Origin of the sequence: Streptomyces umbrinus (assembly GCF_030817415.1) — a bacterium.
Lineage (GTDB): Bacteria > Actinomycetota > Actinomycetes > Streptomycetales > Streptomycetaceae > Streptomyces > Streptomyces umbrinus_A.
This window is the reverse complement of record NZ_JAUSZI010000002.1, coordinates 2,815,729-2,840,461: the sequence shown is the minus strand read 5'-3', so window position 1 is coordinate 2,840,461 and position 24,733 is coordinate 2,815,729. Positions and strand designations below refer to the sequence as shown.

Below are 24,733 nucleotides of genomic sequence, written 5' to 3'. Positions count from 1 at the left end.
CGCGATTGTGGGGATGGCCTGCCGGTTTCCGGGGGCGCGCAATATCAACCAGTACTGGCGGCTGCTGACTGCTCCGCAGCCGCAGTTCACCGAGGTCCCGGACTCACGGTGGCGTACCGCCACCTTCCTCAGCGACAACTTCCGTGACGCGTCCGCGGCCTACACGAACACCATGGCGCTGCTGCCGGACGTGGCCGAGTTCGACACGGCGCACTACGGCATCCCGCCGCGGCGGGCGAGAGCGATGGACCCTCAAGGCCGGCTGCTGATCGATCTCGCCCGTGAGGCGATCCAGGATGCGGGGTGGGAAGCCGACGGCTTCGACCGCGAGGAGACCTCGGTGATCACCGCGCTCACCGAGGGCGGCTACCGCGAGATCAGCACCATGCAGATCCGGATGCGTCAGCTGGCCGGCGGCGAGTTCGGGGCGCGGGCGACCGATCCCCGGTCGTTCGACATGGTCCGCGCGGTCGACAAGCTGCAAGGTACGTCCGTGGCCGGACTTCTGCTGAACATGGGGCCGAACACGATCAGCTCGGTCTTCGATCTGCATGGTGAGAGCTATGCGTTGGACTCGGCGTGTTCCGGTGGACTCATGGCCGTGGCCAACGCCGTGTTCGCACTGCGTGCGGGCCGAACTCGCATCGCGCTCGCTGGCGGCGCCCAACTGTTGCTCACCCCCGACCTGTTGGTGGGGTTGTGCCGGATCGGTGCCCTCTCGCGCAGCGGCAGGTGCCTGCCGTTCGGCGCGGAGGCCGACGGCTTCGTCCTGGGAGAGGGAGCCGGGGTCCTGGTGCTGCGGCCCCTCGCCGATGCGCTGGCGGCCGGCGACCGGGTCTATGCGGTGATCAGGGGCGTGGGAACGGCCAATGACGGGACGGTGCCGGGCGGCATGCATCCCCAGGCGGCCGGTCAGGTCCGGGCGTTGCGCCGGGCCTACCGCGATGCGGACCTGAGCCCCGACTCGGTGGCCTACCTGGAGGCGCACGGCACCGCGACCACGGTCGGCGATCCGATCGAGGTCGGTGCCCTGCGCGAACTGCGTGGTGAGCGGGGCGCACCCGCCTTCCTCGGCTCGGCGAAGGCGGTGCTCGGGCACTCGCTCGGCGCGGCGGGGATGGCCGGACTGATCAAGACGGCCCTGGCCGTGCACCGGGGAATGATCCCCCCGCAGCCCAAGTTCGACCTGGCCGCCGGGCCCGCGCTCGACGCCGCGAGGCTGATCGTCCCGACATCGCCGACCCACTGGCCGGAATCCGGGCAGCCGCGCCGGGCGGGGGTGAGCGCTTTCGGCTTCGGCGGCACCGGTGTCCATCTGGTGGTCGAGGAGTGCACCACGGCACCGTCCCGACCCGCACCGGACGGTGGACCGCACCTGCTGGTGCTCAGCGCCCGAGACCGGGCCGGTCTGGCCCGCTACGCCCAGGAACTGGCACACACCATCACCGACGACCAGCTGCCGCTGGCGGGGGTGGCGGACACTCTGGCTCGCCGGACTCCCCTCGCGGAACGCCTCGCCGTGGTGGCGGAGGACGCCGCTGACGCCGCCACCAAGCTCACCGTGGCAGCTGAGGCCGTGGCGGCGGGCCGTACCGGCCATCTCGCCCCGGGACAGGTGGTCGGCACGGTGCCGCCCGGTGAGCTGCCGGAGGCCGCCGCCGTGCCGACACCAGGCTCGCTGTCCGCCGAGGCACGCACAGCCGCGTTGACGCACCTGGCGGAGCGTGCCGTCACAGGCTCGGGTCTGCGTCCGCTGACGGAGCGAATACCCCCGTACACCCTGCCGCCGAGCCCGCTTGCTCCGCGCCGCCACTGGGTGGTGGACGAGTCGGCTCGTGAGGATGGGGGCACTTCCCATGCCCTCGAGGCGGTGGGGGATGATCTCCTCCGGCCGGTCGCGTCGCCGGAGGCGGCACCCACGGCGCCCGCGGTGGCGCGAGCCCATGGCGCTTACGCCGCATCCATCGTCCTCGAAGAGGTGTCGCGGGCCGGCGTCATCCCCGTCTCCGACCTGAACGAGCGGATGGCGCTGGTGACCGATCTCGGCTTCGACTCCCTGATGCTGCAGGAGCTGGAGGTCAGCATCGGCAAGCGCGTTCCCGGGGGCTTCCGCACCGAGGAGATGTTCTCGCCCGGCCTCACCGTGGAGCGGCTGACCGAGCTGGTCGATCCGCACCTCACCCAGCCGACGGCCCCCGGCGAGCTCCTGCCCCAGCCGACGCGGGCGGACTGGGGCGCCGATACCGCCAGCGTCGACGACTTCCCGGAGGTCCGGCAGCTCGAGGAGCGCGTGGACGCGGTCGTCGGCAGCGGTGCGGACTTCCCGTACTTCCGGGTCCACGAGGGCAACATCCGCGACAGGACCGTGATCGGCGGCCGGACGTACATGTCCTTCGGCAGCTACAACTACCTGGGGTTCTCCGGCCATCCGGCGGTCAACGAGGCCGTGCACCAGGCGGTGGAGCGTTACGGGACCTCGGTGTCCGCGAGCCGGGTGCTCTCCGGCGAACGGGACCTGACCGTACGGCTGGAGCGGGCGCTCGCCGACTTCCTCGGTGTCGGGGACTGCCTGGCGCTGGTGAGCGGCCATGCCACCAATGTCACCGCGATAGGTCACCTCGTCGGCGCGGGAGACCTCGTGCTGCACGATGCGCTCGCCCACGACAGCATTCTCCAGGGCTGCGCACTGTCCGGGGCGGCACGACGCCCGTTCCCCCACAACGACATCGAACGGCTGGAACACCTGCTGCGGCTCAACCGGTCCCGGTTCAGACGGGTACTGATCGCCGTCGAGGGCGCCTACAGCATGGACGGCGACCTGGTTGACCTGCCCGCCGTGATCGAGGCGAAGAAGCGTTACGGCGCCTTGCTGATGGTCGATGAGGCGCACAGCATCGGCACGGTGGGCGAACGTGGCCGTGGCGTCGGCGAGTTCTTCGGCGTCGACCGGTCCGACGTGGACCTCTGGATGGGCACCCTCTCCAAGGCCTTCGCCAGCTGCGGCGGATACCTCGGCGGCTCGGCACGGATGGTGCGGTGGCTGCGGCACACGCTGCCGGGCTTCGTCTACAGCGTCGGTCTGACTCCGGCCAACGCTGCCGCGGCCTTGGCCGCCACCGAGCTGATCATCGCGGAACCGCACCGGGTACGCACGCTGCGGCGGAACGCGGAACGCTTCCTCGCCCTGGCCGTGTCGGCCGGTCTGGCGACGGGCTCCAGTGCCAACACCCCGATCGTGCCGTGTGTCCTCGGCGACTCGGCGAGGACCTTGCGCGTTGCGGACCGGCTGTTCCACCGGGGTGTCATCGCCGATCCGATCTTCCACCCCGCGGTGGAGGAGGGGCTCTCGAGGCTGCGGTTCTTCGTCACCAGCGAACACCGTGAGGACGACATCCGACAGGCCGTGTCGATCCTGGCCGAGGAGGTGGCGTCGGCCGGGTGATTGGCGACCCACGTCAGATCAGGGTGCGTTCGATCCGGCTGAGCATGGCGTTCTCCTCGGACTCCGTGTCTTCCCCCGGCTCCGCGGCGGGGGGCACGCCATGCCCTTCCTCGGCGCTGCCCACCCGTTGGGAGAGGAGATAGGCGATGACCTCCGCCTCCTGTTCCTGAACGTCGTCATAGGTGGCGCGCAGGAGCATGTCACGCACGAGGTCGGGGTCGAGGTTGGGGAAGAGGAGGAGGGCACTCGCCTCGTCCAGCCAACCCGCCCCGCGATGGCAGCAGATGATGTGGCCCAGCTCGTGCAAGATGATGTGCTCCTGATGCGCGCTGGTCGTGTTGGCGTCGTAGAAGATGAGGTCCTCGTCGCGTGCGGCGACCCACATACCGCACGGGTGTGACGCGGGCATCTGCAGCGGGACCAGCGTGATGGGGCGGTCGCGGATCTCGCCGAGGTAGCGGCACAGTTCGGCCACATCGGCCACTTCCGGCAGATCGAGTTCGGCGATCCGCTGTGCGCCGCCCTTCCGGAGCTTCCTGAGCTGACTGCGCCGGTCGTGATCGGCCGACCGTGCCTTCCAGGCACCCTTCACTCGCCTGCTCCCCTCACTCCTGGGCCGAGGCGTCGGTGACGGGCGGCAGCCCCTGCATCTGCCGGTACTGGTCCATGATGGCCGTGATGGCCTGGAGGTTCTCTTTCTTCATTCCGGCCGCCCGCATCGCCACGGAGCGCACCCCTGCCTGGCGCAGGGCCTCGATGGCGGCGACCTCGCTGAGGACCGACTCGGCGACCTCGTCGTCGAAGAAGTAGGCGACCGACACTCCGAAGAAGCGGGCCAGGGCCGCCAGGAGGTCCGGTGAGGGATTGGAGCGTTTACCCGTCCGCAACTGCGAGAGATACACACCCCCGACCCTGAGTTCGGGGTTGACCCTCTTCAGCTCGTCCGCCACCTCGGCGTTGGTCCAGTGCTTGCCCTTGGGGCGCACCGTCTTGAAGAGGTTATCCAGACGCACAGCCAGCACAGGCCGGTCGTCAGTCTCGGACATCTCGAAATCTCCCTCCATCACCTCCTCGGACTCGCCCTCAGCTAACCGCAAGTTTTGCAGATTAGCCGCTAGTTGACAATCGGCCGAGACCGCGACACCTTGGATCTCGCCGATAGCTGGCAGCTAACTTGGGTTACGGGGGTAGCCAAGTTGATTGCTGGTCATGTCGGCCTTGCCCGACCGGGGCGCATGTGCCCGGTCGGACAAGGAAAAAGGAAAACAACGGGGGAACAGGGGCAGCCCGCCCGGCCTGACGGGGGAGAGACCGGGCGGGACCTCTCATGTCGTGCTGGCGAGCCTACGGTAGGCGGATGCGACCTGGGTGAGCCATTCGACCTCCGCAGTGAAGTTGTCTGTGTCGCGGTCGTCGAAGTCGCCGGCGTCCTTGTTGTCATCGGGGACGGAGCCCGTGCGCTTGGCGAGCAAAGCCTGTCTGATCTGCGCCGCTTCGGCGAGCGCCTGCCGGGATTCCTCACTCGCCCCAGCGTCCGCTCCGCCGATGCCGTTGGAGGCGCGGTCGATGTAGGGGCGCAGGTCCCGCCATCCGTCCCGTATTTCGACGACCCGCCGGTGGAGCCGGTAGTTGAGGTCGGACACCGAACCCCCGGGCGGCTCCAGGACGATGTCGGGCGAGGACTCGTACAGATCCCGCCAGAGCGGGTAGAGGGCTCGGTACGACCGGTAGCTGCGCGCCCACGCGGCCACCTTGGTGGCCGAGGCCGACCAGGAGGAGATCGTCAGGCTGAGCGAGAGGGTGATGATGCCCGCCGCGCTGAAGACAGAAGCGGCGACCTGCCAGACGCCGATGTCGATCCCGCTCGCAGCGGTGAGGATGTTGACCGTCCTGGCGAGGCAATAGAGGAAGAGCATCACCGCGGCGACGGAGAGCAGCTGCAGAGCCTGCCGCAGCGAGACCTTGCCTGTCATGCGGGCGTAGGGGCCGCACTGGCGGAAGATGGTGACGCATGGAACCGCTTGGGAGACGATGAAGACCAAGAGGTAGGTGAGGATCAGCGGCTGGCCGCTGCCGGTGTTGAAGTCCGAAGCCGGCCGGTCGGAGCCGTCGGCGATGAAGAAGAGTGCGATCAGCAGCGCATTGACGGCGATGCCGCCGATCAGCCAGTAGCGGGCCTTCCGGGTCGTCTCCTCGGCGGTGGCCGCCCAGCGCAGCAGGATGATCTGCGCGCTGACGCAGAAGGCGACCGCCGAGACGTGCATCACCAGGATGGCGAGGTTGCCGACTCCCAGGAAGCTGTCGCTTCCCATGGCGACGGCACCCATCGTGAACGTGAGGGACTGGAGCAGCAGAGTGACCACCAGCGTGCGGTAGGCACTGTCCCGCCAGTTGCTTCTCACTTGACACAGCCGGTACACGAGTGCGGCATACGACGAGAGCGCCGCGATGACGAAGCAAAGGGTCTTGGTGGTGTTCACGATCTGATTCCCCCGTGGGCGCCGCGTACGCGGCGAGCGGTCTAGTCGGTGGTCTCGTCCAGGGGAACCTCGAGGCCGATGCCTTCGGCCGCCACGGCGATGGCGAAGTCGAAGAACGCGCTCTCGTCCCGGACGCTGTCGTGGGTACGGCTGAAGACCTGGAACACCAGGAGCCCGATCAGATTGCTCCACAGGACGATGCCGCGCTCGATGATGTCCGAGAACGGAGCCTCGGGGGTGCCGCCGAAGAGCTGCACGGCCTCCGGCAGGAGCAGCGGCGGCCCGGGCACCGCCCGGCGGGGCGGGGTGAGTTCACCGGCCTCCAGTGCCGAACGCACGATGCCGGCCAGCACCGCGGGGGTGCGCGAAGCGGTCGGAACCGTGTCCTGCGGGGCGTGGTACTCGGGAACGGGTGAGCCGTAGATCAGCGTGAACTCGGCGGGGTTGTCGAAGGACCACTGCCGCAGTGCGCGAGTCACCGTGAGGAGCCGCGCGCCGGCCGACGCGTGGGCGTCCCTTGCGGCCTGATCGGCCCGCTCCATTGCGGCACCGGACTCGTTGTAGGCGTCGATGACCAGCGCGGTCAGCAGGTCGTCCCGATGTGGGAACACGGCTTCGATATCGGTGACGGCAAGACCGCTGTCACGGGCAACGGCATCCAGGGACAGCCCTCCGGCGCCCAGTTTGACCAGCAGTTGGCGCGCGGTAACCTTGATGACCGCCGCTGGTTTGGAGTTCTCAGCGGTGGCGCTCGTTCCGGAAACATCCATGGCCGAACCGTACCGGTCGACCGCAACGGTCATTAAGCGCGGTCGCCAGAGCTGCCCGGCCATGCGCTGTGATTCGGCCACATCCCGGCTTGTCTCTTCGACCGTACCCGCCCCTACGAGCGCCATACGCGCCGCATTCCTTACCGTGAAGGACACGGCCGCCCATATCGGTCTCTCGCCGCAGACCCTCTACGTCTGGCGTCACCGGCGGCAGGGCCCGCCGAGCTTCCGCATGGGCCCCCGCGGCCGCGTCATGTACCGGCGGGAAGCCCTCGACGCCTGGATTCGTGAGCAGGAGCAGGCCGACTCCCGCTCCAACCTGGCCCTGAACCCGCTGCGCGCAGTTCCTCAGCAGCGCAGGCACCTCGGCGCCTGACGTTCCGTACGCGTTGAGCGCCGCGCGGCGAAATCGTGGACCCGCGCGACGGATCCATCACTCCGGCTGACTACATCGCGATGCACTTGGCGCCGGGCAGAGGCGGTGTTCCGAAGACCCAGGACAACCAGGAGCGGAGCGCGCACCCTCACATCATTCCGCACCTGAGCCAACGCCCCCTCAGGAACATCACGGCGTCGGATCTGCGTGCGTACACAGCCAAGTTGGAGTCAACCGTCTCCTCGGTGTCGACTACCGGCGTGGCATCCTGTCCGAGCTCTCCTCCGTTCTTGCTCGGTCTGGGACGCGGGCTCCGTCAGGGCGAGGCTGTACTTCACCCTGCCGAAGGGAAGAAGACCCATGTCGTCGACATGCCCTCCTCGGTGGACGAGGAGCTCAGGCGTTCTCTGCTGCTCACCACACGATTCGGCGACGCCATTGCGGTGAACACGTGGAACACCTGCACGTGGAAGCCCGCGTTGGCCAAGGCCGGCATCATCCCGCCGCGTGCCAAGGGAGCAAAGGACTGGCAGGGGGAGGCGGCGCCGAAGGATGGCTTCCACGTGCTGCGGCACACCTGTGCCTCGATCATGCTGGAGCCGGGAGAGTCCGTAGTGACCGTGGCACGGTGGCTCGGGCACTCCTCGCCGACGATCACCCTCGGTTACTATGCTCACTAATGCCAGAGGCCGGAAGCGAGGGGCGCACGGCCATCGACGGACTGCTGGCGAAGCAGGGAGATCTGCACGCCGGCCGAAACTCCCCAGATTCTCCCCAGGGGTGAGCGGGAAGGTTTTCCCGGATTGCACCGTGTTGGAGCTCGCCGTGGAATGTAAGGCAATTGGACTGTGGGGCCTTTGGAGATGATGAGAGAGGTTGCTGCGACCCGCTATATAACACCCTTGCGCTCCGGCGGCTCCGTGCCCGGAGTCGTCGAGGCCGACGACCTGGGCACCTACGTCGTGAAGTTCACGGGCTCGGCGCAGGGGCGCAAGGCGCTGGTCGCCGAGGTGATCGTCGGCGAGCTGGCGCGCGCCCTCGGACTGCGGTTCCCCGAGCTGGTGCTGGTGGACTTCGACCCGGCGGTCGGCGCGCACGAGCCCCACCAGGAGGTCCAGGACCTGCTCCGGGCCAGCGCGGGCCTGAATCTCGGCATGGACTACCTGTCCGGCGCCAAGGACTTCACTCCGGAGGTCGCGAAGACGTTCCCGGTCGACCCGCTGGAGGCGGGCAGGATCATCTGGCTGGACGCCCTCACGGTCAACGTGGACCGTACGACGCACAGTTCGAACCTGATGATCTGGCCCACGCTCGGCTTCGCGCCCCCTCGGCTGTGGCTGATCGACCACGGCGCGGCCCTGGTCTTCCACCACCGCTGGGACGCCTCCGAGCCGGAGAAGGCGTACGACTTCCGGCGGCACGCGCTCGGCGGCCACACCCCCGACACCCGCGCGGCGGACGCCGAGCTCGCGCCCAAGGTGACAGAGGAACTGCTGCGCGCGATCACGGCGGAGGTGCCCGACGCGTGGCTCGCCGACGAGCCCGGTTTCGCGACCCCGGACGAGGCCCGTGAGGCGTACGTCGGCTATCTCCTCGCCCGCGCCAGGGCCTCCGCGGCCTGGCTCCCCACGGACTTCCCCACCCGCGAGCAGCTCGCCGCCGAGGACGCGGACCGCGCGGCGAAGACCCGGCGGGGCCGGCCGGACTGGCTCAAGCAGGTCCCCGACCTGCACGGCAAGCCGGCGGTGGAACACGACGGGTCGGTACACCTCGGATGACCGCCGAGAATGGTCACGTGACTACTGAGAACGTGAACACTGAGAACGTGAACACTGAGAACGTGACCACTGGGAACACGCACCGCGTTCAGATCGAGTACTGCACCCAGTGCCGCTGGCTGCCCCGCGCCGCCTGGCTCGCGCAGGAACTCCTCACCACCTTCGAGCAGGAGCTGACGGAGCTCGCGCTCAAGCCCGGCACCGGCGGCGTCTTCGTCGTGCGGGTCGACGACGAGGTGGTCTGGGACCGCCGCGAGCAGGGCTTCCCGGAGCCGACGGCCGTGAAGCGCCTCGTACGCGACCGAGTGGCCCCGGAGAAGTCCCTGGGCCACTCGGAGAAGTGAGGCGTCTGAAGGTGTTCCGGTTCAGCCGGCCAGCTGCTCGTAGGCCGGCAGGGTCAGGAAGTCCGCGTAGTCCTCGTCGAGTGCAACCGTGAGCAGCAGGTCGTGGGCCTGCTGCCAGCGGCCGGCCGCGAAGGCCTCCTCGCCGATCTCGGCGCGGATGTCGGCCAGCTCCTGGTCCGCGATCTCGCGGGCCAGTTCCGGCGTGGCCTTCACCATGCTCCCGTCGTGCTCGAACTCGACGCCCGCGTTGATCCACTGCCAGATCTGCGAGCGGGAGATCTCGGCCGTCGCCGCGTCCTCCATCAGGTTGAAGATCGCGACCGCGCCGAGACCGCGCAGCCAGGCCTCGATGTAACGGATGCCGACCTGGACGGCGTTGACGAGTCCGTCGTACGTGGGCCTCGCGTCGAGCGAGTCGACGGCGATGAGGTCGGCGGCCTTCACGTCGACGTCCTCGCGCAGCCGGTCCTTCTGGTTCGGCCTGTCGCCGAGCACGGCGTCGAAGGACGCCATCGCGATCGGGACGAGGTCCGGGTGGGCCACCCACGATCCGTCGAAGCCGTCGCCCGCCTCACGGTCCTTGTCGGCCTTGACCTTCTCGAAGGCGACCTTGTTGACCTCTTCGTCGCGCCGCGAGGGGATGAACGCCGCCATGCCGCCGATCGCGTGCGCGCCGCGCTTGTGACAGGTGCGGACGAGGAGTTCGGTGTACGCGCGCATGAACGGGGCCGTCATCGTCACCGCGTTGCGGTCCGGCAGGACGAACTTCTGCCCGCCGTCACGGAAGTTCTTGACGATGGAGAAGAGGTAGTCCCAGCGGCCCGCGTTCAACCCCGAGGCGTGGTCGCGGAGTTCGTAGAGGATCTCCTCCATCTCGTACGCGGCCGTGATCGTCTCGATCAGGACGGTCGCGCGGACGGTTCCCTGCGGGATACCGACGTAGTCCTGCGCGAAGACGAACACGTCGTTCCAGAGGCGGGCCTCCAGGTGCGACTCCGTCTTCGGGAGATAGAAGTACGGGCCCTTGCCGAGGTCGAGAAGGCGCTGGGCGTTGTGGAAGAAGTACAGGCCGAAGTCCACGAGCGCGCCCGGGACCGGAGTGCCCTCGGCGTCGACGAGATGACGCTCGTGCAGATGCCAGCCGCGCGGGCGCATGACGACGGTCGCCAGCTCCTCGGGGGCCTTCAGGGCGTACGACTTGCCGGTGCGCTCGTCGGTGAAGTCGATGCTGCGGGTGTACGCGGCGGCCATGTTCACCTGGCCGGTGACCACGTTCTCCCAGGTGGGCGCGGAGGCGTCCTCGAAGTCCGCGAGCCACACCCTGGCACCCGAGTTGAGGGCGTTGATGGTCATCTTGCGGTCGGTCGGGCCGGTGATCTCGACGCGGCGGTCGTTCAGGGCCTCGGGCGACGGGGCCACCTTCCAGGAGTCGTCCGCGCGGATCGCGGCGGTCTCCGGGAGGAAGTCGAGGGTGGAGGTGCGGGCGATCTCGGCGCGGCGCTCGGCACGGCGGGCGAGGAGCTCGTCACGCCGGGGCGTGAACCGCCGGTGCAGCTCGGCCACGAAGGCGAGGGCCGCGTCGGTGAGGACCTCTTCCTGCCGGGGCAGGGGCTCGGCGTCGACGATGGCCAGCGGGGACGGCGCTGGTGCGGACATGAACTGTCACTTCCTTCAGCGAGCTGACGTGAGTACGCCGCGGCACCGGGTGCCGGCGGAACCTGAAGCGGCCGACGGGACCCGGAGGAGAGCCGGACGCTTCTGAACAGTGGATAGTAGTTTCCTCATGGTGGAAGTTCAATAATTTGTTGACGTCGAGATTCTCCGCTTCGAGGGAATGTGGCGCTCGGTGCCACCCCGTTCACTCAAGGTGGACCAGGTCGCTCTCCGTGTCGATGTCGAAGGGCTGCGCCACGTCCCCGCACTCGACGAGCACGATCTCGTCCTCGTGTGCCTTCAGATAGGCGCGCGCCCCCCGGTCCCCGGTCGCGGTCGCGGCGATCCCCGCCCAGTGGCGGGCGCCGAACAGCACCGGGTGACCTCTTTTCCCGTCGTACGCGGCCGCCGCGAGCGTCTCGTCGGACTCGTACGCGGCGTGTACGCGGGCCACGGCTTCCGGCCCGATCCCTGGCTGGTCCACCAGCGAGACCAGTACGGCCCTGACGCCCGTACCGGCCAGCGAGTCCAGGCCGGCCCGCAGCGAGGAGCCCATGCCCTGCGCCCATTCGGGGTTGTCCACGAGCACGCAGCCGGGCAGCACGGCCCGCTCGCGCACGGTGTCCGCGCCGGCGCCGAGCACCACATGGATCCGGGTACAGCCGCCCGCCCGCAGTGTTCTGGCCGCGTGTTCGACGAGAGGGTGTCCTTGGTGGGTCAGCAGCGCCTTGGGGCGCCCGCCGAGACGCCGGCCCCCGCCGGCGGCCAGCAGCAGCCCGGCGACCTGCTCGTTGTTCTCCGTCATTACCCCTGCATACCGGACCGGGGGCGGGCGTGCCCCGAAACCCCCGCGGGCCTCGCGGTGTCCGGGGACTGAATTTCGGTCCTCGTGGTGGCGCCCACCGCATCGGGTGGCGTTTACTGTCCCGCGTCCCTGGGCGCCTGACCAACGCCGCGGGGCGGTTTTGGGCGGGCGGCGCGGAGCGGGCACGACGAATCGCGCACAAAGACGTGCGAGGGGGAGAGCTGTGTTGCGGAGCTTGGGACAGAGGTCAGTGACCGGCAGCGACGAGGATCCGAGAGTGGCGGAGTTGCGGACCGCGGTGTCCAGGCTGCGCCGCGAACTCGCCGCGCATCCGGCCGAGTTCCCGGACCGCGGCATCGCGGAGGACGAGCTCGCGGCGCTCGCCGCGATGGCCGTCACCGGGATGCCGGAGGTGCCGCGTCTGCGCCGCTCACTGCTCCTGATCGCCGGCTCCATCGGCTCGGTCAGCGCACTGGCCGCCGGACTCGCGGGCGTACGCAGCGCGGTGGAACTCTTCGGCGAGCCACCCCGGCGCTGAGACCGCTCAGGCGGCCGGTCCCGAACCGGCGCTCAAGGTCGCCGGTCCCGAGCCGGCGCTCAGGTCGTCGATCCCGAGCTGGCCAGGGCCTCCGACAGCTCCACCGCGACCTGCTGGAGCACCGGCACGATTCGCTCCGTCGCCGTCTCGGTGACGCGGCCGGCCGGACCGGAGATCGAAATCGCCGCGGCGGTGGGGGAGTTGGGCACGGAGACGGCGAGGCAGCGGACCCCGATCTCCTGCTCGTTGTCGTCCACCGCGTACCCGGCGCTCCGTACCTCTTCGAGCGCGCTGAGGAACTCGTCCGGGGTCGTGATCGTCTTCTCCGTCGCCGCGGGCATGCCCGTACGGGACAGGAGGGCGCGCACCTCGTCCGCCGGGACGTGCGCGAGCAGGGCCTTGCCGACGCCCGTGGAGTGCGGCAGCACCCGGCGGCCCACCTCGGTGAACATCCGCATCGAGTGCTTGGACGGCACCTGCGCCACGTACACGATCTCGTCGCCGTCCAGCAGTGCCATGTTCGCCGTCTCGCCGGTCTCCTCGACCAGGCGCGCCAGATAGGGGCGGGCCCAGGTGCCGAGCAGCCGGGACGCGGACTCGCCGAGCCGGATCAGACGCGGGCCGAGCGCATAGCGCCGGTTGGCCTGCTGGCGCACATATCCGCAGGCCACGAGCGTGCGCATGAGACGGTGGATGGTGGGCAGCGGCAGCCCGCTGCTCGCGGACAACTCGCTCAGCCCGACCTCACCGCCCGCGTCCGCCATCCGCTCCAGCAGATCGAAGGCGCGCTCAAGAGACTGGACGCCACCGGAGGCGGCGGCTGGCTTGGCGTCGGTGGTGCTGGCGCTGGACGTCGGCACGGGCGCGGTCCTTTCAGACGGGCAGGGAGGCAGCCTACCCGGCAGTTGGTTGACTGCACGGCTCGGTGTGGTTACGTTCTGCTTGGTGGAAGTGTAATTCCGCTTTGTGGAAACGTCCAGGGAATTCACCGGTGACGGTCGGTCGAGAAGGTGACTCTTGACGGCGTGGAGCGAGGAGTGAAGACTCCTTCAACAGAACGTTGAATTCCGTTACGTGGAAGTAAACGGCGGAAGGCGGCGCGCGGCACAGAGACATGTGCGGCGTGGAGAGACGTGCGGCATGGAGAGGGGTCCGGGTGTCCGACGACGGATGGGGCGAATTGATCCTGCGCTCGACGCGCGTGATCACCCCCGAAGGGACGCGGGCCGCCTCGGTCGCCGTCTCCGGGGGAAAGATCACGGCCGTGCTCGCGCACGACGCCGAGATGCCGGCCGGAGCCCGGCTGGAGGACTTCGGTGATGACGTCCTGCTGCCGGGCCTCGTCGACACCCACGTGCACGTCAACGACCCGGGCCGCACGGAGTGGGAGGGCTTCTGGACCGCCACGCGCGCCGCGGCGGCCGGCGGTATCACGACCCTGGTCGACATGCCCCTCAACTCCCTGCCTCCGACCACGACGGTCGACCACCTGCGCACCAAGAAGGACGTCGCCCGCTCCAAGGCGCACATCGACGTCGGCTTCTGGGGCGGCGCCCTGCCCGACAACGTCAAGGATCTGCGGCCCCTGCACGACGCGGGCGTCTTCGGCTTCAAGGCGTTCCTGTCGCCCTCCGGTGTCGACGAGTTCCCCGAGCTTGACCAGGAGCAACTCGCCCTGTCCCTCGCGGAGATCGCCGGATTCGACGGGCTGCTGATCGTGCACGCCGAGGACCCGCACCACCTCGCGGCGGCCCCGCAGAAGAGCGGCCAGAAGTACGCCGACTTCCTCGCCTCACGGCCGCGGGACGCCGAGGACACCGCCATCGCGAGCCTCATCGCCCAGGCCAAGCGTCTCAACGCGCGCGTCCACGTGCTGCACCTGTCGTCCAGCGACGCGTTGCCGCTGATCGCCGCCGCCAAGGCCGAGGGCGTACGCATCACGGTCGAGACCTGCCCCCACTATCTGACCCTGACGGCCGAGGAAGTCCCGGACGGGGCAAGCGAGTTCAAGTGCTGCCCGCCGATCCGCGAGGCCGCCAACCAGGACCTGCTGTGGCAGGCGCTGGCCGACGGCACGATCGACTGCGTGGTCACCGACCACTCCCCGTCGACGGCGGACCTCAAGACCGACGACTTCGCGACCGCGTGGGGCGGCATCTCCGGCCTCCAGCTCAGCCTGTCCGCCGTCTGGACCGAGGCCCGCAGGCGCGGCTACGGCCTGGAGGACGTGGTCCGCTGGATGTCCTCGCGCACGGCCCGCCTGGTCGGACTCGACGACCGCAAGGGCGCCATAGCGGTCGGCCACGACGCCGACTTCGCCGTCCTCGCACCCGACGAGACCTTCACCGTCGACCCCGCCGCGCTCCAGCACCGCAACCGGGTCACCGCGTACGCGGGCCGAACGCTGCACGGAGTCGTGAGGTCCACCTGGCTGCGCGGCGAACGCATCGTGGCGGACGGGGAGTTCGCTGACCCGATAGGCCAACTGCTGTCCAGGCAACCGTAGTTCGCCCTCGACATCACCCACTGCGAGCCCCTTGTACGTCCATTGAAAGAGGAAGAAGAGCCGGTACCCGTACCAGCGATTCGCGCACGAACCCGCACCCGCAGCGGCCGACTCCCGAAAGGCAGACCTGATCACTGTGACGGCGCAGCACCGATCCCCCCTGGCCCGTTTCACCGGCGACGCGAACCCCTACGGAGGCGGCGACCCGTACGCGGACCACCGCAGCGCCGACTTCCCCTTCACCCAGTACGCCAACCTCGCCGACCGGCAGCTCGGCGCCGGGGTCATCGCCGCCAACGACGAGTTCTTCGCCCAGCGCGAGAACCTGCTCCTGCCCGAGCGGGCCGAGTTCGACCCCGAGCACTTCGGACACAAGGGCAAGATCATGGACGGCTGGGAGACCCGGCGCAGGCGCGGTGCCTCCGCCGAGCACCCGTGGCCCACGGCCGACGACCACGACTGGGCGCTCGTACGCCTCGGTGCGCCCGGTGTCGTACGGGGCATCGTCATCGACACCGCCCACTTCCGCGGCAACTATCCGCAGGCGGTGTCCGTCGAGGGTGCCTCGGTCCCCGGCTCCCCGTCCCCCGAGGAACTCCTCGCGGACGACGTGAAGTGGACGACGCTCGTACCCCGCACGGCGGTCGGCGGCCACGCGGCCAACGGCTTCGCCGTCGACGTGGAGCAGCGCATCACCCATCTCCGCGTCAACCAGCACCCGGACGGTGGGATCGCGCGCCTTCGCGTGTACGGCGAGGTCGTCCCCGACCCGCGGTGGCTGTCGGTCCTCGGCACCTTCGACGTCGTCGCCCTGGAGAACGGCGGGCAGGTCGAGGACGCGTCCAACCTCTTCTACTCACCCGCCACCAACACCATCCAGCCAGGGCGGTCCCGCAAGATGGACGACGGGTGGGAGACGCGACGGCGGCGGGATCAGGGGCACGACTGGATTCGCTACCAGCTCGTAGCGCGGTCCGAGATCCGCGCCATCGAGATCGATACGGCGTATCTGAAGGGCAACTCGGCCGGGTGGGCGGCTGTTTCGGTGCGGGACGGTGTGGACGGGGAGTGGGGCGAGGTCCTGCCCCGCACCCGCCTCCAGCCCGACACGAACCACCGGTTCGTCCTCGGCGCCCCGTCCGTCGGCACGCACGCGCGCGTCGACATCTTCCCCGACGGAGGCATCTCGCGGCTGCGGTTGTTCGGTTCCCTGACGGAGGAGGGCGAGGCCCGCCTGACGGCCCGCCACCAGGAGCTCGGCGGCTGATCCGGGGAGTTCTCCGCCCCCGCCGCCCCTACCCATTCCCGTCCCCTGGGGCTCCGCCCCAGACCCCGTGGGGTTGTGATTTCGGGTGCGGGCCGGCTGTGGCTGGTCGCGCAGTTCCCCGCGCCCCTAGAGACCTAGGGGCGCGGGGAACTGCGCAATCTTTTAGCGGGGGTTCGGGGGCGGAGCCCCTGAGGAAGTGACGATGGGGGTCCCCCCGCTCGAGCGAAGCCGAGAGTGGGGGAGGGTAGGGGCGGCGGGGGCGAGAAAAACCCGCCCCGCCGGAGTCAGGCCGCGTGACCCCCGTCCACCGAGAACTCCGCCCCGGTGACGTACCCCGCCTCCACCCCCGCCAGATAAGCCACCGCCGAGGCAACCTCCTCGACCGTCCCGAACCGCCCCACCGCAGTCATCGCGGCCTGACCCCCCGCATAAGGCCCACCCGCCGGATTCATATCCGTATCGATCGGCCCAGGATGCACGATGTTCGCCGTGATCCCCCGCTCACCCAACTCCCTCGCCAACGCCTTGGTCAGCCCGACCAGGGCGGACTTCCCGGTGGCGTACAGCGTGCCACCGGGCCCAGGCACACGCTGCGTCATACACGTACCGATGGTGATGATCCGCCCGCCACGCTCCATACGCGCGGCCGCGGCCTGAGAGGCGAGGAAGACACCGCGCACGTTCACGGCGAGAACCCGGTCGACGTCCGCGAGGGTGAGGCTGTCGAGGGGCCCGAGCAGCCCGACGCCCGCATTGTTGACGAGGACGTCGAGACGCCCGAGCCCCTCCGCCGCGCGCTCCACGGCACCGGCGGCCTCCTCCGCGTCGGCGGCATCCGCGCGGAGGGCGAGGGCCCGCCGCCCCAGCGCCCGGATCCGGTCAACGACGTCGCAGGCGGCCTCCTTGTCGCGTACGTAGGTCAGGGCGACATCCGCGCCCTCCCGGGCGAGCCGAACGGCGGTCGCCGCACCGATCCCGCGGCTGCCGCCGGTCACGAGGGCCACTGTTCCGTTGATGGTGGCTTGTGAGGTCATGGGTCCATCCCAGCGGCCGGGCAGGCGAAGTGCTGGCGGCGAACGGACACCGAGGTCGCGAGAACGCGAACCACCGAGGTCACCCGTGTGGAGGGTGTCCGGAACTCTCCCCTCCGCTTCAAGCGTTCTCCCGTCGTGACTCTTCAGCAAGAAATCGTCGGCAACGCCATGCAGATGGCGGTCGTCAGCCTGCAGCCCGGCCGGACGGTGTACTGCGAGGCGGGAAAGTTCCTGTTCAAGACGGCGAACGTGACCATGGAGACACGGCTCTCCGGGCCTTCGGGCGCCGGCGGTCAGCCTCAGGACGGCGCGGGCGGCACGAGCGGAGGCATGGGCGGAATGCTGCGGCAGGCCATGGGCACGGCCATGCAGGTCGGCCAGCGCGCGCTCGCGGGCGAGTCGCTGGCGTTCCAGTACTTCACGTCGACCGGCGGCGAGGGCACCGTCGGGTTCGCGGGTGTGCTGCCGGGTGAGATGCGGGCCCTGGAGCTGGACGGCACGCGCGCGTGGTTCGCGGAGAAGGACGCCTTCGTCGCGGCCGAGTCCACCGTCGAATTCGGCATCGCCTTCCAGGGCGGCAGGACCGGCCGCAGCGGCGGCGAGGGCTTCGTCCTGGAGAAGTTCACCGGCCGGGGCACCGTGATCATCGCGGGCGCGGGCAACTTCATCGACCTGAACCCCGCCGACTTCGGCGGCCGTGTCGACGTGGACACGGGCTGTGTCGTGGCCTTCGAGGAGGGCATCCAGTACGGGGTCCAGCGCGTCGGCGGGCTCAACCGGCAGGGCGTGATGAACGCCGTCTTCGGAGGCGAGGGCCTCTCCCTCGCCACCCTGGAGGGCAACGGCCGAGTGATCCTGCAGTCCCTCACCATCGAGAGCCTGGCCAACGCCCTCAGAAAGGCCCAGGGCGGCGACAAGCAGGGCCCGACGGGCGGCCTCTTCTCGACGAACGCGGGCTAGGGCCAATGCCGTTGCGTTATGGGTCTGTGGGTTGGGGTCGTTTGATGAGGATGGCTTGGGTGCCGGTGCGGGTGGGCTGGGGCCAGTGGCGGTGTTCAGCCCGTTTGAGCCAGTAGTTGGACATCTTTCGTTTGACGACGCGGGGCTGGCTGCGCAGGCGTCTGGCGGGGAGGAGTCTTTCCAGCAGGTCTTCCTGGAGTAATCGCAAGGCCTGGACCAGGAGGTCAGGGGGAAAAGCTGCCGGGCGTGACGGTCACACTGCGGCGGGCGGAGCGCAGGGTCTCGGTGAAGGAGATGCGGTCGGGGTCGAGTTGGCGGGTAGCCGCGGTTCTGAGCATCAGTTCCCGCAGTGCATGGTGGACCAGGAGATGGGCCCAGATCTGTTGCAGGACACCGTCGGGTGTCTTGCTGCTGAGGACCACCTTCGCGCCGCGCTGGTGGGTTTTGATCTCGGCGAAGACGGATTCGATCTCCCAGCGTTCGCGGTAGAGGGCGGCCAGTTGCCGGGCCGGATAGCGGCGGGCGTCCAGGAGAGTGGTGATCAGGCGGTAGTCCTGGGCCGTGTCTTTGAGCTGGTAGGCCAGGACACGCACGGTGACCGGGTTGCGGTGGGAGGCGTCGGTGCCGGCATGGATGCGTGAGATCCAGGACCCGTCGCGCAGTGGCCTGTCGATGGGCAGGACACGGTTGGCGGGCACCCGCCACAGCAGGTCGGCGCCGGTGGCGGTGAAGGCCTGCCACAGCGGGACGCCGAGGAACTCGCGGTCGGCCAGCACGAGTTGGCCTGGCCCGCAGGAGCGGGGCAGGCGGCCCACCAGGGTCACTTCCCCGGTGCGGCAGCCGGCGAGTTCGGCGTCCAGCACTGCATGGCTGCCCACCTCCACCAAGGCGGCCATCCGCACCTGCACAAAGGCGCTCCGGCCGGTCCCACGACCGTTGCCGGGACGGCCGAAGGCCGCTTGATTGGCCTCACTGTCGGCGACATCCCAGCAGGTCCCGTCCACCGCCAGAACCCGCAGGCCCCGCCAGAACGCCCCCGGAGTCGCCTCGGTGGCCATCGGCTTCGCGGTCGTGGCGAACAGCACCCGCAGCGGCTCGGATCCCAGCCGCTGCCGGGCCCGAAACAGTGACGACTTCGCCGGAACATGCCAGTCACCCAGCAGTCCCAGACCGCGAAGCCCCGCGACCAGGTGCCGCATCACTTCTAGATACGGGGCGGGAGAGAACAGCGCCAGCCCCAGCACGAAGTACACCACCAGCCGGGCGGGCAGCAGCCGCTTACGCCGCTCGGACCGGCCACACGCTGCCACCACCCGATCCACCAACCCCGGCGGATACACCCAGGTCAACAGCCCCAGACCCGATAAGTCAGACACACTCGCGGCCACCCGCACCACCCCCGGGACCCACTCCCAACCAGCCTACGCCCAAGGCAAAAGCAACGGCATTGCCCCTAGGGCCTGTCTGACAATTCCCTCCCCCAGCCTCCGGCCGGGAGGTGCCCCCAGCCTCCGGCCGGGAGGTGCCCCCAGCCTCCGGCCGGGAGGTGCCCCCAGCCTCCGGCCGGGAGGTGCCCCCAGCCTCCGGCCGGGAGGTGCCCCCAGCCTCACGACGCCATGCACGCACTCTCGCCGCACCGGGCGCAGAGCCAAGTACGTCCAGTACGAGGCTCTACGCCCGGCACGCCGAGAGCACGCACCTGACGCCGCGAGGCCGCCCTCCGGGCGACGACGGGAATTGTCAGACAGGCCCTAGCCCCGAAGGCGCGCGCATCGGATCCGCAGACGTACGCGCGGGGCAGATCCATCGGCGGGCGGCCGATGAGTTGCGGGTGTCCAGACGGTCTGAGCTGATGACAGGACACCCCGCTTCGGAAGAAGGCACGTCATGGGCAAGCTGAGTCTCACCGCTTTCGTCACTCTCGACGGCGTCCACCAGGCCCCGGGCGGCCGGGAAGAGGACCGCCGTGACGGGTTCGAGCACGGCGGATGGAGTTTCCCGTACGGCGACGAGGACTTCGGGCAGTTCATCACCGAGGTCTTCGGCCGCGCGGGCGCCTTCCTGCTCGGCCGCCACACGTACGAGATCTTCGCCGGGTTCTGGCCGAAGGTGACCGACCCGGCCGACCCGGTCGCGGGGAAGCTCAACTCCCTGCCGAAGTACGTCGCCTCGTCGAGCATCACTCAGCCCGAATGGGCTGGCACGACGGTGATCAGCGGCGATCTCGCCAAGGAGGTCACCGCGCTCAAGGAGAACACCGAGGGGGAGCTCCAGGTCCACGGCAGTGCCGCCCTCGCCCAGTCCCTCCTCGCGCTCGACCTCGTCGACACCGTGCACCTGCTGTCCTTCCCGGTCGTACTCGGCACGGGCCGCCGTCTCTTCGCCGAGGGCGCCGTGCCGACCGCGTTCAGGCACGCCGGCGCGCGGCTCACGAGCAAGGGCGTCGCCATCCACACGTACGACCTGGCAGGACGCCCGGAGTACGGCACGTACGAACTGCCGGAGGGGAGCGCGTAGCGGCCGGGGCGGTCCCGTGCGGGGGTCTCGTGGCGGAGGTTAACTCCCGGAAAACTCATCCGACTTGCGGGACGAAATGACCGTCCTTGACATTGACATGCCATGGTCTACGCGCGTCATGCTAGAGCGCATGAGATTCCCCCCACGCACCACTCGCATCGGCGCTCTGGTCGCCCTCACATCCGCCCTGCTCATCGGCGGCGCCGCCACCGTTCCCGCGAACGCGGCGGTGACCGCCGTCGGCAGCATCTGCTACGGATCACTGCCGTCCCAGGCGCACGACACGCTCGACCTCATCGAGCAGGGCGGTCCCTACCCCTACTCCCAGGACGGCAGCGTCTTCCAGAACAGGGAAGGCATCCTGCCCTCGCAGAGCACCGGCTACTACCACGAGTACACGGTGATCACGCCCGGTTCGTCCACGCGCGGTGCGCGTCGCATCGTCACCGGCAACAGGAGCCAGGAGGACTACTACACCTCCGACCACTACGCCTCGTTCAAGCTGGTCAACTACAGCTGCTGACCGGGACGAGGTGTTCGCCGGAAGCCCGGTCCTCGTTTGTCAGGTCTTCCGGCTCTCGGCCGCCGCGAACAGCGCGAACGCCAGTACGAGCAGTGCGACGCTCCCGTAGATCTCGCGGCCGTCGAGGAGGTCGAGCCGTTGTACGAGGCCCCAGCCGCGCAGCCGGCCGGTGAACTCGTACACCAGGCCCGCCACGCCCTGGACGAGGGCGATCACACCGAGAAACTCCAGCGCCTGCTTCATACAAGGATCCTCGCCCCGCGGACCCCCCACTCTCATCGGCCGCGGGGCGAGGCATGTCCGACGGAAGTCCCGGACCGGTCCGGTGAGGCCGCGCCCAAAGTCTGACGTGCCGCGACTTTGGTCGTTGATCAGGCGCCGGGGCGGTGCGAGCGGACGGCGGTGCGTAGATTTGTCGATTGTGAGTGACACCGGGCATCTGCCGAAACCGCCGCCTCTCCCCGGACGCCGGTGGTTTCTGCCGTCGGCCATCACCGCGGAGCTCGACCCGGACAGCGTCGGCCGGACGGGACGCCCTAAGCGCACCGCGCGTGACTGGATCGTCGACTTCACCTGTTTCCTGGTGGCCGTCGCCGTCGGCCTTCTCGGTGCGGACGCGCTGCCCAAGGAGCCGAACACGCCGTACCCGCTCGAGGTCGTCGACCAGTGGCTCGGGGCTCTCGCCTGCGCGGCCGTCTGGCTCCGGCGACGCTGGCCGCTCGGCCTCGCCGTGGCGATGGTCCCGGTCTCCTTCCTCTCGAACACCGCGGGCGGCGCGGGCGTGGTGGCCCTGTTCACGCTCGCGGTGCACCGGCCCTTCAAGTACGTCGCCTGGACGAGCGGCGTCTCCCTGGCCGCGACGCCTCTCTTCTACTGGCTGCGGCCCGATTCAGACCTGTCCTACATCTTGTCCCTCGCCTTCGCCGGGCTCCTGACCGGCGCCCTGGTCGGCTGGGGGATGTTCGTACGGTCCAAACGTCAGCTCATGCTGAGCCTGCGGGACCGGGCGCTGCGGGCCGAGACCGAGTCGGCGCTGCGGGCCGAGCAGGCCCAGCGGCTGGCCCGGGAAGCGATCGCGCGCGAGATGCACGACGTCCTGGCCCATCGGCTGACCCTGCTCAGCGTGCACGCCGGGGCGCTGGAGTTCCGCCCGGACGCGCCCCGGGCCGAGGTGGAGCGGGCCGCGGGGGTCATCCGGGAGAGCGCGCACGAGGCACTGCAGGATCTGCGGGAGATCATCGGCGTACTGCGGGCCTCCGGTGACGGCGCCGAGGAGTCCGGGCGGCCGCAGCCGACCCTCGAAGCTCTGGAGGGGCTGGTCTCCGAGAGCCGTGAGGCCGGCATGAAGGTCACGCTGGACAACCGCGTCACGGACGCCGGCACGGTCCCCGCCTCCGTCGGCCGCACCGCCTACCGCATCGCCCAGGAGGGCCTGACCAATGCCCGCAAGCACGCCCCGGGCGCGGAGGTCACGGTCACGGTGGCCGGGGTTCCGGGCGACGGTCTCACCATCTCCGTACGCAATCCGCCGCCGCCCGGCGACGTGCCCCATGTCCCCGGTTCCGGCCAGGGGCTCATCGGTCTCACCGAACGAGCCACGCTCGCGGGCGGGCGCTTCGAGCACGGGCCCGGGGAGGACGGCGGCTTCCAGGTGAGCGCGTGGCTGCCCTGGGGGTGAGCGCGCCCTCGATCCGCGCCGGAGCGTGAGCCGCGCGCGGCCATGACGACCGAGTGAGGGGGCACTTCCGCGGATGAGCTGGGGAAAAGCAGGAGGTCAGGCGAAGAAGGGTCACTACGGTAAGCCCATGACTCCGATCCGTCTGCTCCTCGTCGACGACGACCCACTGGTCAGGGCCGGCCTCTCCTTCATGATGGGCGGCGCCGACGACCTCGAGATCGTGGGCGAGGCCGCCGACGGCAGCGAGGTCGAGGCGCTGGTCGACCGTACGCGCCCCGACGTGGTGCTCATGGACATCCGGATGCCCACGGTGGACGGACTCGCGGCCACCGAACGGCTCCGGATCCGCAAGGACGCCCCGCAGATCATCGTCCTGACCACCTTCCACGCCGACGACCAGGTGCTGCGGGCGCTGCGCGCGGGCGCGGCCGGTTTCGTCCTCAAGGACACCCCGCCCGCGGAGATCCTCGACGCGGTACGCCGGGTCGCGGCCGGCGATCCCGTGCTCTCGCCCACCGTGACCCGGCAGTTGATGGCCCACGCCGCGGGCACCTCCGCCGACACCAGGCGCACGAGCGCCCGTACGCGCGTCGCCACGCTCAACGACCGTGAGCGCGAGGTCGCCGTCGCCGTCGGCCAGGGCCGTTCGAACGCCGAGATCGCGACCGAACTGTTCATGAGCATCGCCACCGTCAAGACGCACGTCTCCCGCATCCTCGCCAAGCTCGACCTCAACAACCGTGTGCAGATCGCTCTGTTGACGTACGACGCCGGACTCCTGGAGGAGGACGGGCACTAGCCGAGGGCCGTGGCCGTTGGAGTGGACGGAGGGGGAAGCGCATGGTGGACGTGATCGATCTCGGGAAGTACGGGCCGGCTTTCACGGAGGACCCGCATCCGGTGTACGCGGAACTGCGCGCGCTCGGACCGGTCCACCGGGTGCGGTTGCCGGCACCCGACGCGCACCACGAGACCTGGTTGATCGTCGGGTACGAGGAGGCGCGGGCCGCGCTCGCCGACCCTCGTCTCGCCAAGGACGGCCGGAAGATCGGCGTGACGTTCCTCGACGAGCAGCTGATCGGGAAGTACCTGCTGGTCGCCGACCCGCCGCAGCACACACGGCTGCGGTCCCTCATCGCCCGTGAGTTCACCGGGCGCCGGGTGGAGAAGCTCAGGCCACGTGTCCAGGAGATCACGGACACCCTGCTCGACGAGATGCTGCCGCGCGGCCGCGCCGACTTCGTGGCGTGCTTCGCCTATCCGCTGCCCCTCACCGTCATCTGCGAACTGCTCGGGGTGCCGGAGATCGACCGGGCGGCGTTCCGCGCGATCTCGTCGGAGGCCGTCGCGCCGACCAGCGGGGAGAGTGAGTACGAGGCGTTCGTCCAACTCGCCGCGTATCTCAACGACCTGATCGAGTACAAGCAGAGCGCCGGGCCCGCCGACGACCTGCTCAGCAGCCTCATCCGCACGACCGCCGAGGACGGCGACCGGCTCTCGCCGCAGGAACTGCGCGGCATGGCGTTCGTGCTGCTCATCGCCGGTCACGAGACGACGGTCAACCTCCTCGCCGGGGGCGTCCACGCGCTGCTCACCCATCCCGACCAACTCGCCGCGCTGCGGGGCGACATGACACTGCTCGACGGTGCTGTGGAGGAGATGCTCCGGTACGAGGGGCCGGTGGAGAACGCGACATTCCGGTACGCGGCGGAGCCTCTGGACATCGGCGGTACGGCCGTCGGGGCGGGGGAGGCGGTGATGGTCGGGCTCACCGCGGCCGATCGCGACGGGGTCCGTTATCCGGCCCCCGACCGCTTCGACATCCGGCGCGACGCCCGTGGCCACGTCGCCTTCGGCCACGGCATCCACTACTGCCTGGGCGCCCCGCTGGCCCGCCTCGAAGCGCGGGTGGCGCTCCGCACCTTGCTGGATCGCTGCCCCGACCTGGCGCTGGACGGCCCGGCCGGGGGTTGGCTGCCGGGGATGCTGATGCGGGGGGTACGAAGCCTGCCGCTCCGCTGGGGATGATTCTCGCCCCCGCCGCCCCTACCCGTCCCGTCCC

General features: G+C 69.7%; 24 protein-coding genes. 14 read left to right on the top strand and 10 right to left on the bottom strand.

Features of this window, described 5'->3' with window-relative positions:
- The first annotated feature begins 13 nt into the window (after positions 1-13).
- A complete protein-coding gene (locus QF035_RS12945; RefSeq protein ID WP_373466943.1) occupies positions 14-3,442 on the top strand; it encodes an aminotransferase class I/II-fold pyridoxal phosphate-dependent enzyme in 3,429 nt (1,142 codons plus the stop codon).
- A gap of 13 nt (positions 3,443-3,455) precedes the next feature.
- Here QF035_RS12945 and QF035_RS12940 read toward each other — a convergent pair whose 3' ends face one another.
- The 4 genes from QF035_RS12940 to QF035_RS12925 form a co-directional block, all read right to left on the bottom strand.
- Positions 3,456-4,034 (bottom strand): toxin, encoded by a 579-nt coding sequence (locus QF035_RS12940; protein WP_307520350.1) that lies wholly within the window; start codon positions 4,032-4,034, stop codon positions 3,456-3,458.
- A gap of 13 nt (positions 4,035-4,047) precedes the next feature.
- Positions 4,048-4,488, bottom strand: coding sequence for a helix-turn-helix domain-containing protein (locus QF035_RS12935; protein WP_307520349.1), 441 nt, complete (start codon positions 4,486-4,488; stop codon positions 4,048-4,050).
- 279 nt (positions 4,489-4,767) lie between these two features.
- The gene (locus QF035_RS12930; RefSeq protein ID WP_307520348.1) at positions 4,768-5,922 is read right to left on the bottom strand and encodes an MAB_1171c family putative transporter; all 1,155 of its coding nucleotides are present in this window, start codon (positions 5,920-5,922) and stop codon (positions 4,768-4,770) included.
- 41 nt (positions 5,923-5,963) lie between these two features.
- Positions 5,964-6,692: a TetR-like C-terminal domain-containing protein gene (locus QF035_RS12925; RefSeq protein ID WP_307520347.1), complete on the bottom strand. Its 729-nt coding sequence runs from the start codon at positions 6,690-6,692 to the stop codon at positions 5,964-5,966.
- A 145-nt stretch (positions 6,693-6,837) separates the two neighbouring features.
- On the opposite strand from QF035_RS12925, the gene QF035_RS12920 reads away from it, so the two are divergent.
- The 4 genes from QF035_RS12920 (at position 6,838) to QF035_RS12905 (ending at position 9,190) form a co-directional block, all read left to right on the top strand.
- Entirely contained in the window at positions 6,838-7,068 is a 231-nt protein-coding gene (locus QF035_RS12920) for a helix-turn-helix transcriptional regulator (protein WP_307520345.1), read from the top strand.
- A 290-nt stretch (positions 7,069-7,358) separates the two neighbouring features.
- Positions 7,359-7,748, top strand: a complete 390-nt coding sequence (locus QF035_RS12915; RefSeq protein WP_307520343.1) for a tyrosine-type recombinase/integrase — start codon at positions 7,359-7,361, stop codon at positions 7,746-7,748.
- A 183-nt stretch (positions 7,749-7,931) separates the two neighbouring features.
- A complete protein-coding gene (locus QF035_RS12910) occupies positions 7,932-8,846 on the top strand; it encodes a HipA family kinase (RefSeq protein WP_307531087.1) in 915 nt (304 codons plus the stop codon).
- Positions 8,847-8,908: 62 nt separating this feature from the next.
- The gene (locus QF035_RS12905) at positions 8,909-9,190 is read left to right on the top strand and encodes a SelT/SelW/SelH family protein (protein ID WP_307520341.1); all 282 of its coding nucleotides are present in this window, start codon (positions 8,909-8,911) and stop codon (positions 9,188-9,190) included.
- A gap of 21 nt (positions 9,191-9,211) precedes the next feature.
- Here QF035_RS12905 and aceB read toward each other — a convergent pair whose 3' ends face one another.
- Together aceB and QF035_RS12895 are read right to left on the bottom strand one after the other, a co-directional pair.
- Entirely contained in the window at positions 9,212-10,846 is a 1,635-nt protein-coding gene (gene aceB, locus QF035_RS12900) for a malate synthase A (RefSeq protein WP_307520340.1), read from the bottom strand.
- 202 nt (positions 10,847-11,048) lie between these two features.
- Positions 11,049-11,648, bottom strand: coding sequence for a nucleotidyltransferase family protein (locus tag QF035_RS12895; protein ID WP_307520338.1), 600 nt, complete (start codon positions 11,646-11,648; stop codon positions 11,049-11,051).
- Positions 11,649-11,871: 223 nt separating this feature from the next.
- Here QF035_RS12895 and QF035_RS12890 point away from each other — a divergent pair, with 223 nt between their 5' ends.
- Complete coding sequence (locus tag QF035_RS12890; RefSeq protein WP_055616113.1) at positions 11,872-12,186, top strand: DUF5955 family protein; 315 nt, start codon at positions 11,872-11,874, stop codon at positions 12,184-12,186.
- A 59-nt stretch (positions 12,187-12,245) separates the two neighbouring features.
- Here QF035_RS12890 and QF035_RS12885 read toward each other — a convergent pair whose 3' ends face one another.
- Complete coding sequence (locus QF035_RS12885; RefSeq protein WP_269653325.1) at positions 12,246-13,046, bottom strand: IclR family transcriptional regulator; 801 nt, start codon at positions 13,044-13,046, stop codon at positions 12,246-12,248.
- A 296-nt stretch (positions 13,047-13,342) separates the two neighbouring features.
- Between QF035_RS12885 and allB the strand changes: the two genes are divergently transcribed.
- Together allB and alc are read left to right on the top strand one after the other, a co-directional pair.
- Positions 13,343-14,692 (top strand): allantoinase AllB, encoded by a 1,350-nt coding sequence (allB, locus tag QF035_RS12880; RefSeq protein ID WP_307520337.1) that lies wholly within the window; start codon positions 13,343-13,345, stop codon positions 14,690-14,692.
- A 136-nt stretch (positions 14,693-14,828) separates the two neighbouring features.
- Positions 14,829-15,959 (top strand): allantoicase, encoded by a 1,131-nt coding sequence (alc, locus tag QF035_RS12875; protein WP_307520336.1) that lies wholly within the window; start codon positions 14,829-14,831, stop codon positions 15,957-15,959.
- Between the two features lie 284 nt (positions 15,960-16,243).
- On the opposite strand, the gene QF035_RS12870 is transcribed toward alc, so the two are convergent.
- On the bottom strand, positions 16,244-16,993 hold the full coding sequence (locus tag QF035_RS12870) for an SDR family oxidoreductase (RefSeq protein WP_307520334.1): 750 nt from the start codon (positions 16,991-16,993) through the stop codon (positions 16,244-16,246).
- Positions 16,994-17,128: 135 nt separating this feature from the next.
- Here QF035_RS12870 and QF035_RS12865 point away from each other — a divergent pair, with 135 nt between their 5' ends.
- Complete coding sequence (locus QF035_RS12865) at positions 17,129-17,953, top strand: AIM24 family protein (RefSeq protein ID WP_307520332.1); 825 nt, start codon at positions 17,129-17,131, stop codon at positions 17,951-17,953.
- A gap of 224 nt (positions 17,954-18,177) precedes the next feature.
- On the opposite strand, the gene QF035_RS12860 is transcribed toward QF035_RS12865, so the two are convergent.
- Positions 18,178-19,329 carry an IS4 family transposase gene (locus QF035_RS12860; RefSeq protein ID WP_307518108.1) on the bottom strand — a complete coding sequence of 384 codons (1,152 nt, stop codon included), beginning with the start codon at positions 19,327-19,329 and terminating at the stop codon, positions 18,178-18,180.
- Between the two features lie 511 nt (positions 19,330-19,840).
- Here QF035_RS12860 and QF035_RS12855 point away from each other — a divergent pair.
- Positions 19,841-20,470, top strand: coding sequence for a dihydrofolate reductase family protein (locus QF035_RS12855; protein WP_307520331.1), 630 nt, complete (start codon positions 19,841-19,843; stop codon positions 20,468-20,470).
- Positions 20,471-20,600: 130 nt separating this feature from the next.
- Positions 20,601-20,993, top strand: coding sequence for a ribonuclease domain-containing protein (locus QF035_RS12850; RefSeq protein WP_307520330.1), 393 nt, complete (start codon positions 20,601-20,603; stop codon positions 20,991-20,993).
- A 39-nt stretch (positions 20,994-21,032) separates the two neighbouring features.
- On the opposite strand, the gene QF035_RS12845 is transcribed toward QF035_RS12850, so the two are convergent.
- Positions 21,033-21,236: a hypothetical protein gene (locus tag QF035_RS12845; protein WP_307520328.1), complete on the bottom strand. Its 204-nt coding sequence runs from the start codon at positions 21,234-21,236 to the stop codon at positions 21,033-21,035.
- A gap of 169 nt (positions 21,237-21,405) precedes the next feature.
- Here QF035_RS12845 and QF035_RS12840 point away from each other — a divergent pair, with 169 nt between their 5' ends.
- The 3 genes from QF035_RS12840 (at position 21,406) to QF035_RS12830 (ending at position 24,699) form a co-directional block, all read left to right on the top strand.
- Positions 21,406-22,671: a sensor histidine kinase gene (locus QF035_RS12840; RefSeq protein WP_373466639.1), complete on the top strand. Its 1,266-nt coding sequence runs from the start codon at positions 21,406-21,408 to the stop codon at positions 22,669-22,671.
- A 127-nt stretch (positions 22,672-22,798) separates the two neighbouring features.
- Entirely contained in the window at positions 22,799-23,470 is a 672-nt protein-coding gene (locus tag QF035_RS12835; RefSeq protein ID WP_307520326.1) for a response regulator, read from the top strand.
- Positions 23,471-23,511: 41 nt separating this feature from the next.
- Positions 23,512-24,699: a cytochrome P450 family protein gene (locus QF035_RS12830; RefSeq protein ID WP_307520325.1), complete on the top strand. Its 1,188-nt coding sequence runs from the start codon at positions 23,512-23,514 to the stop codon at positions 24,697-24,699.
- Positions 24,700-24,733: the final 34 nt, after the last annotated feature.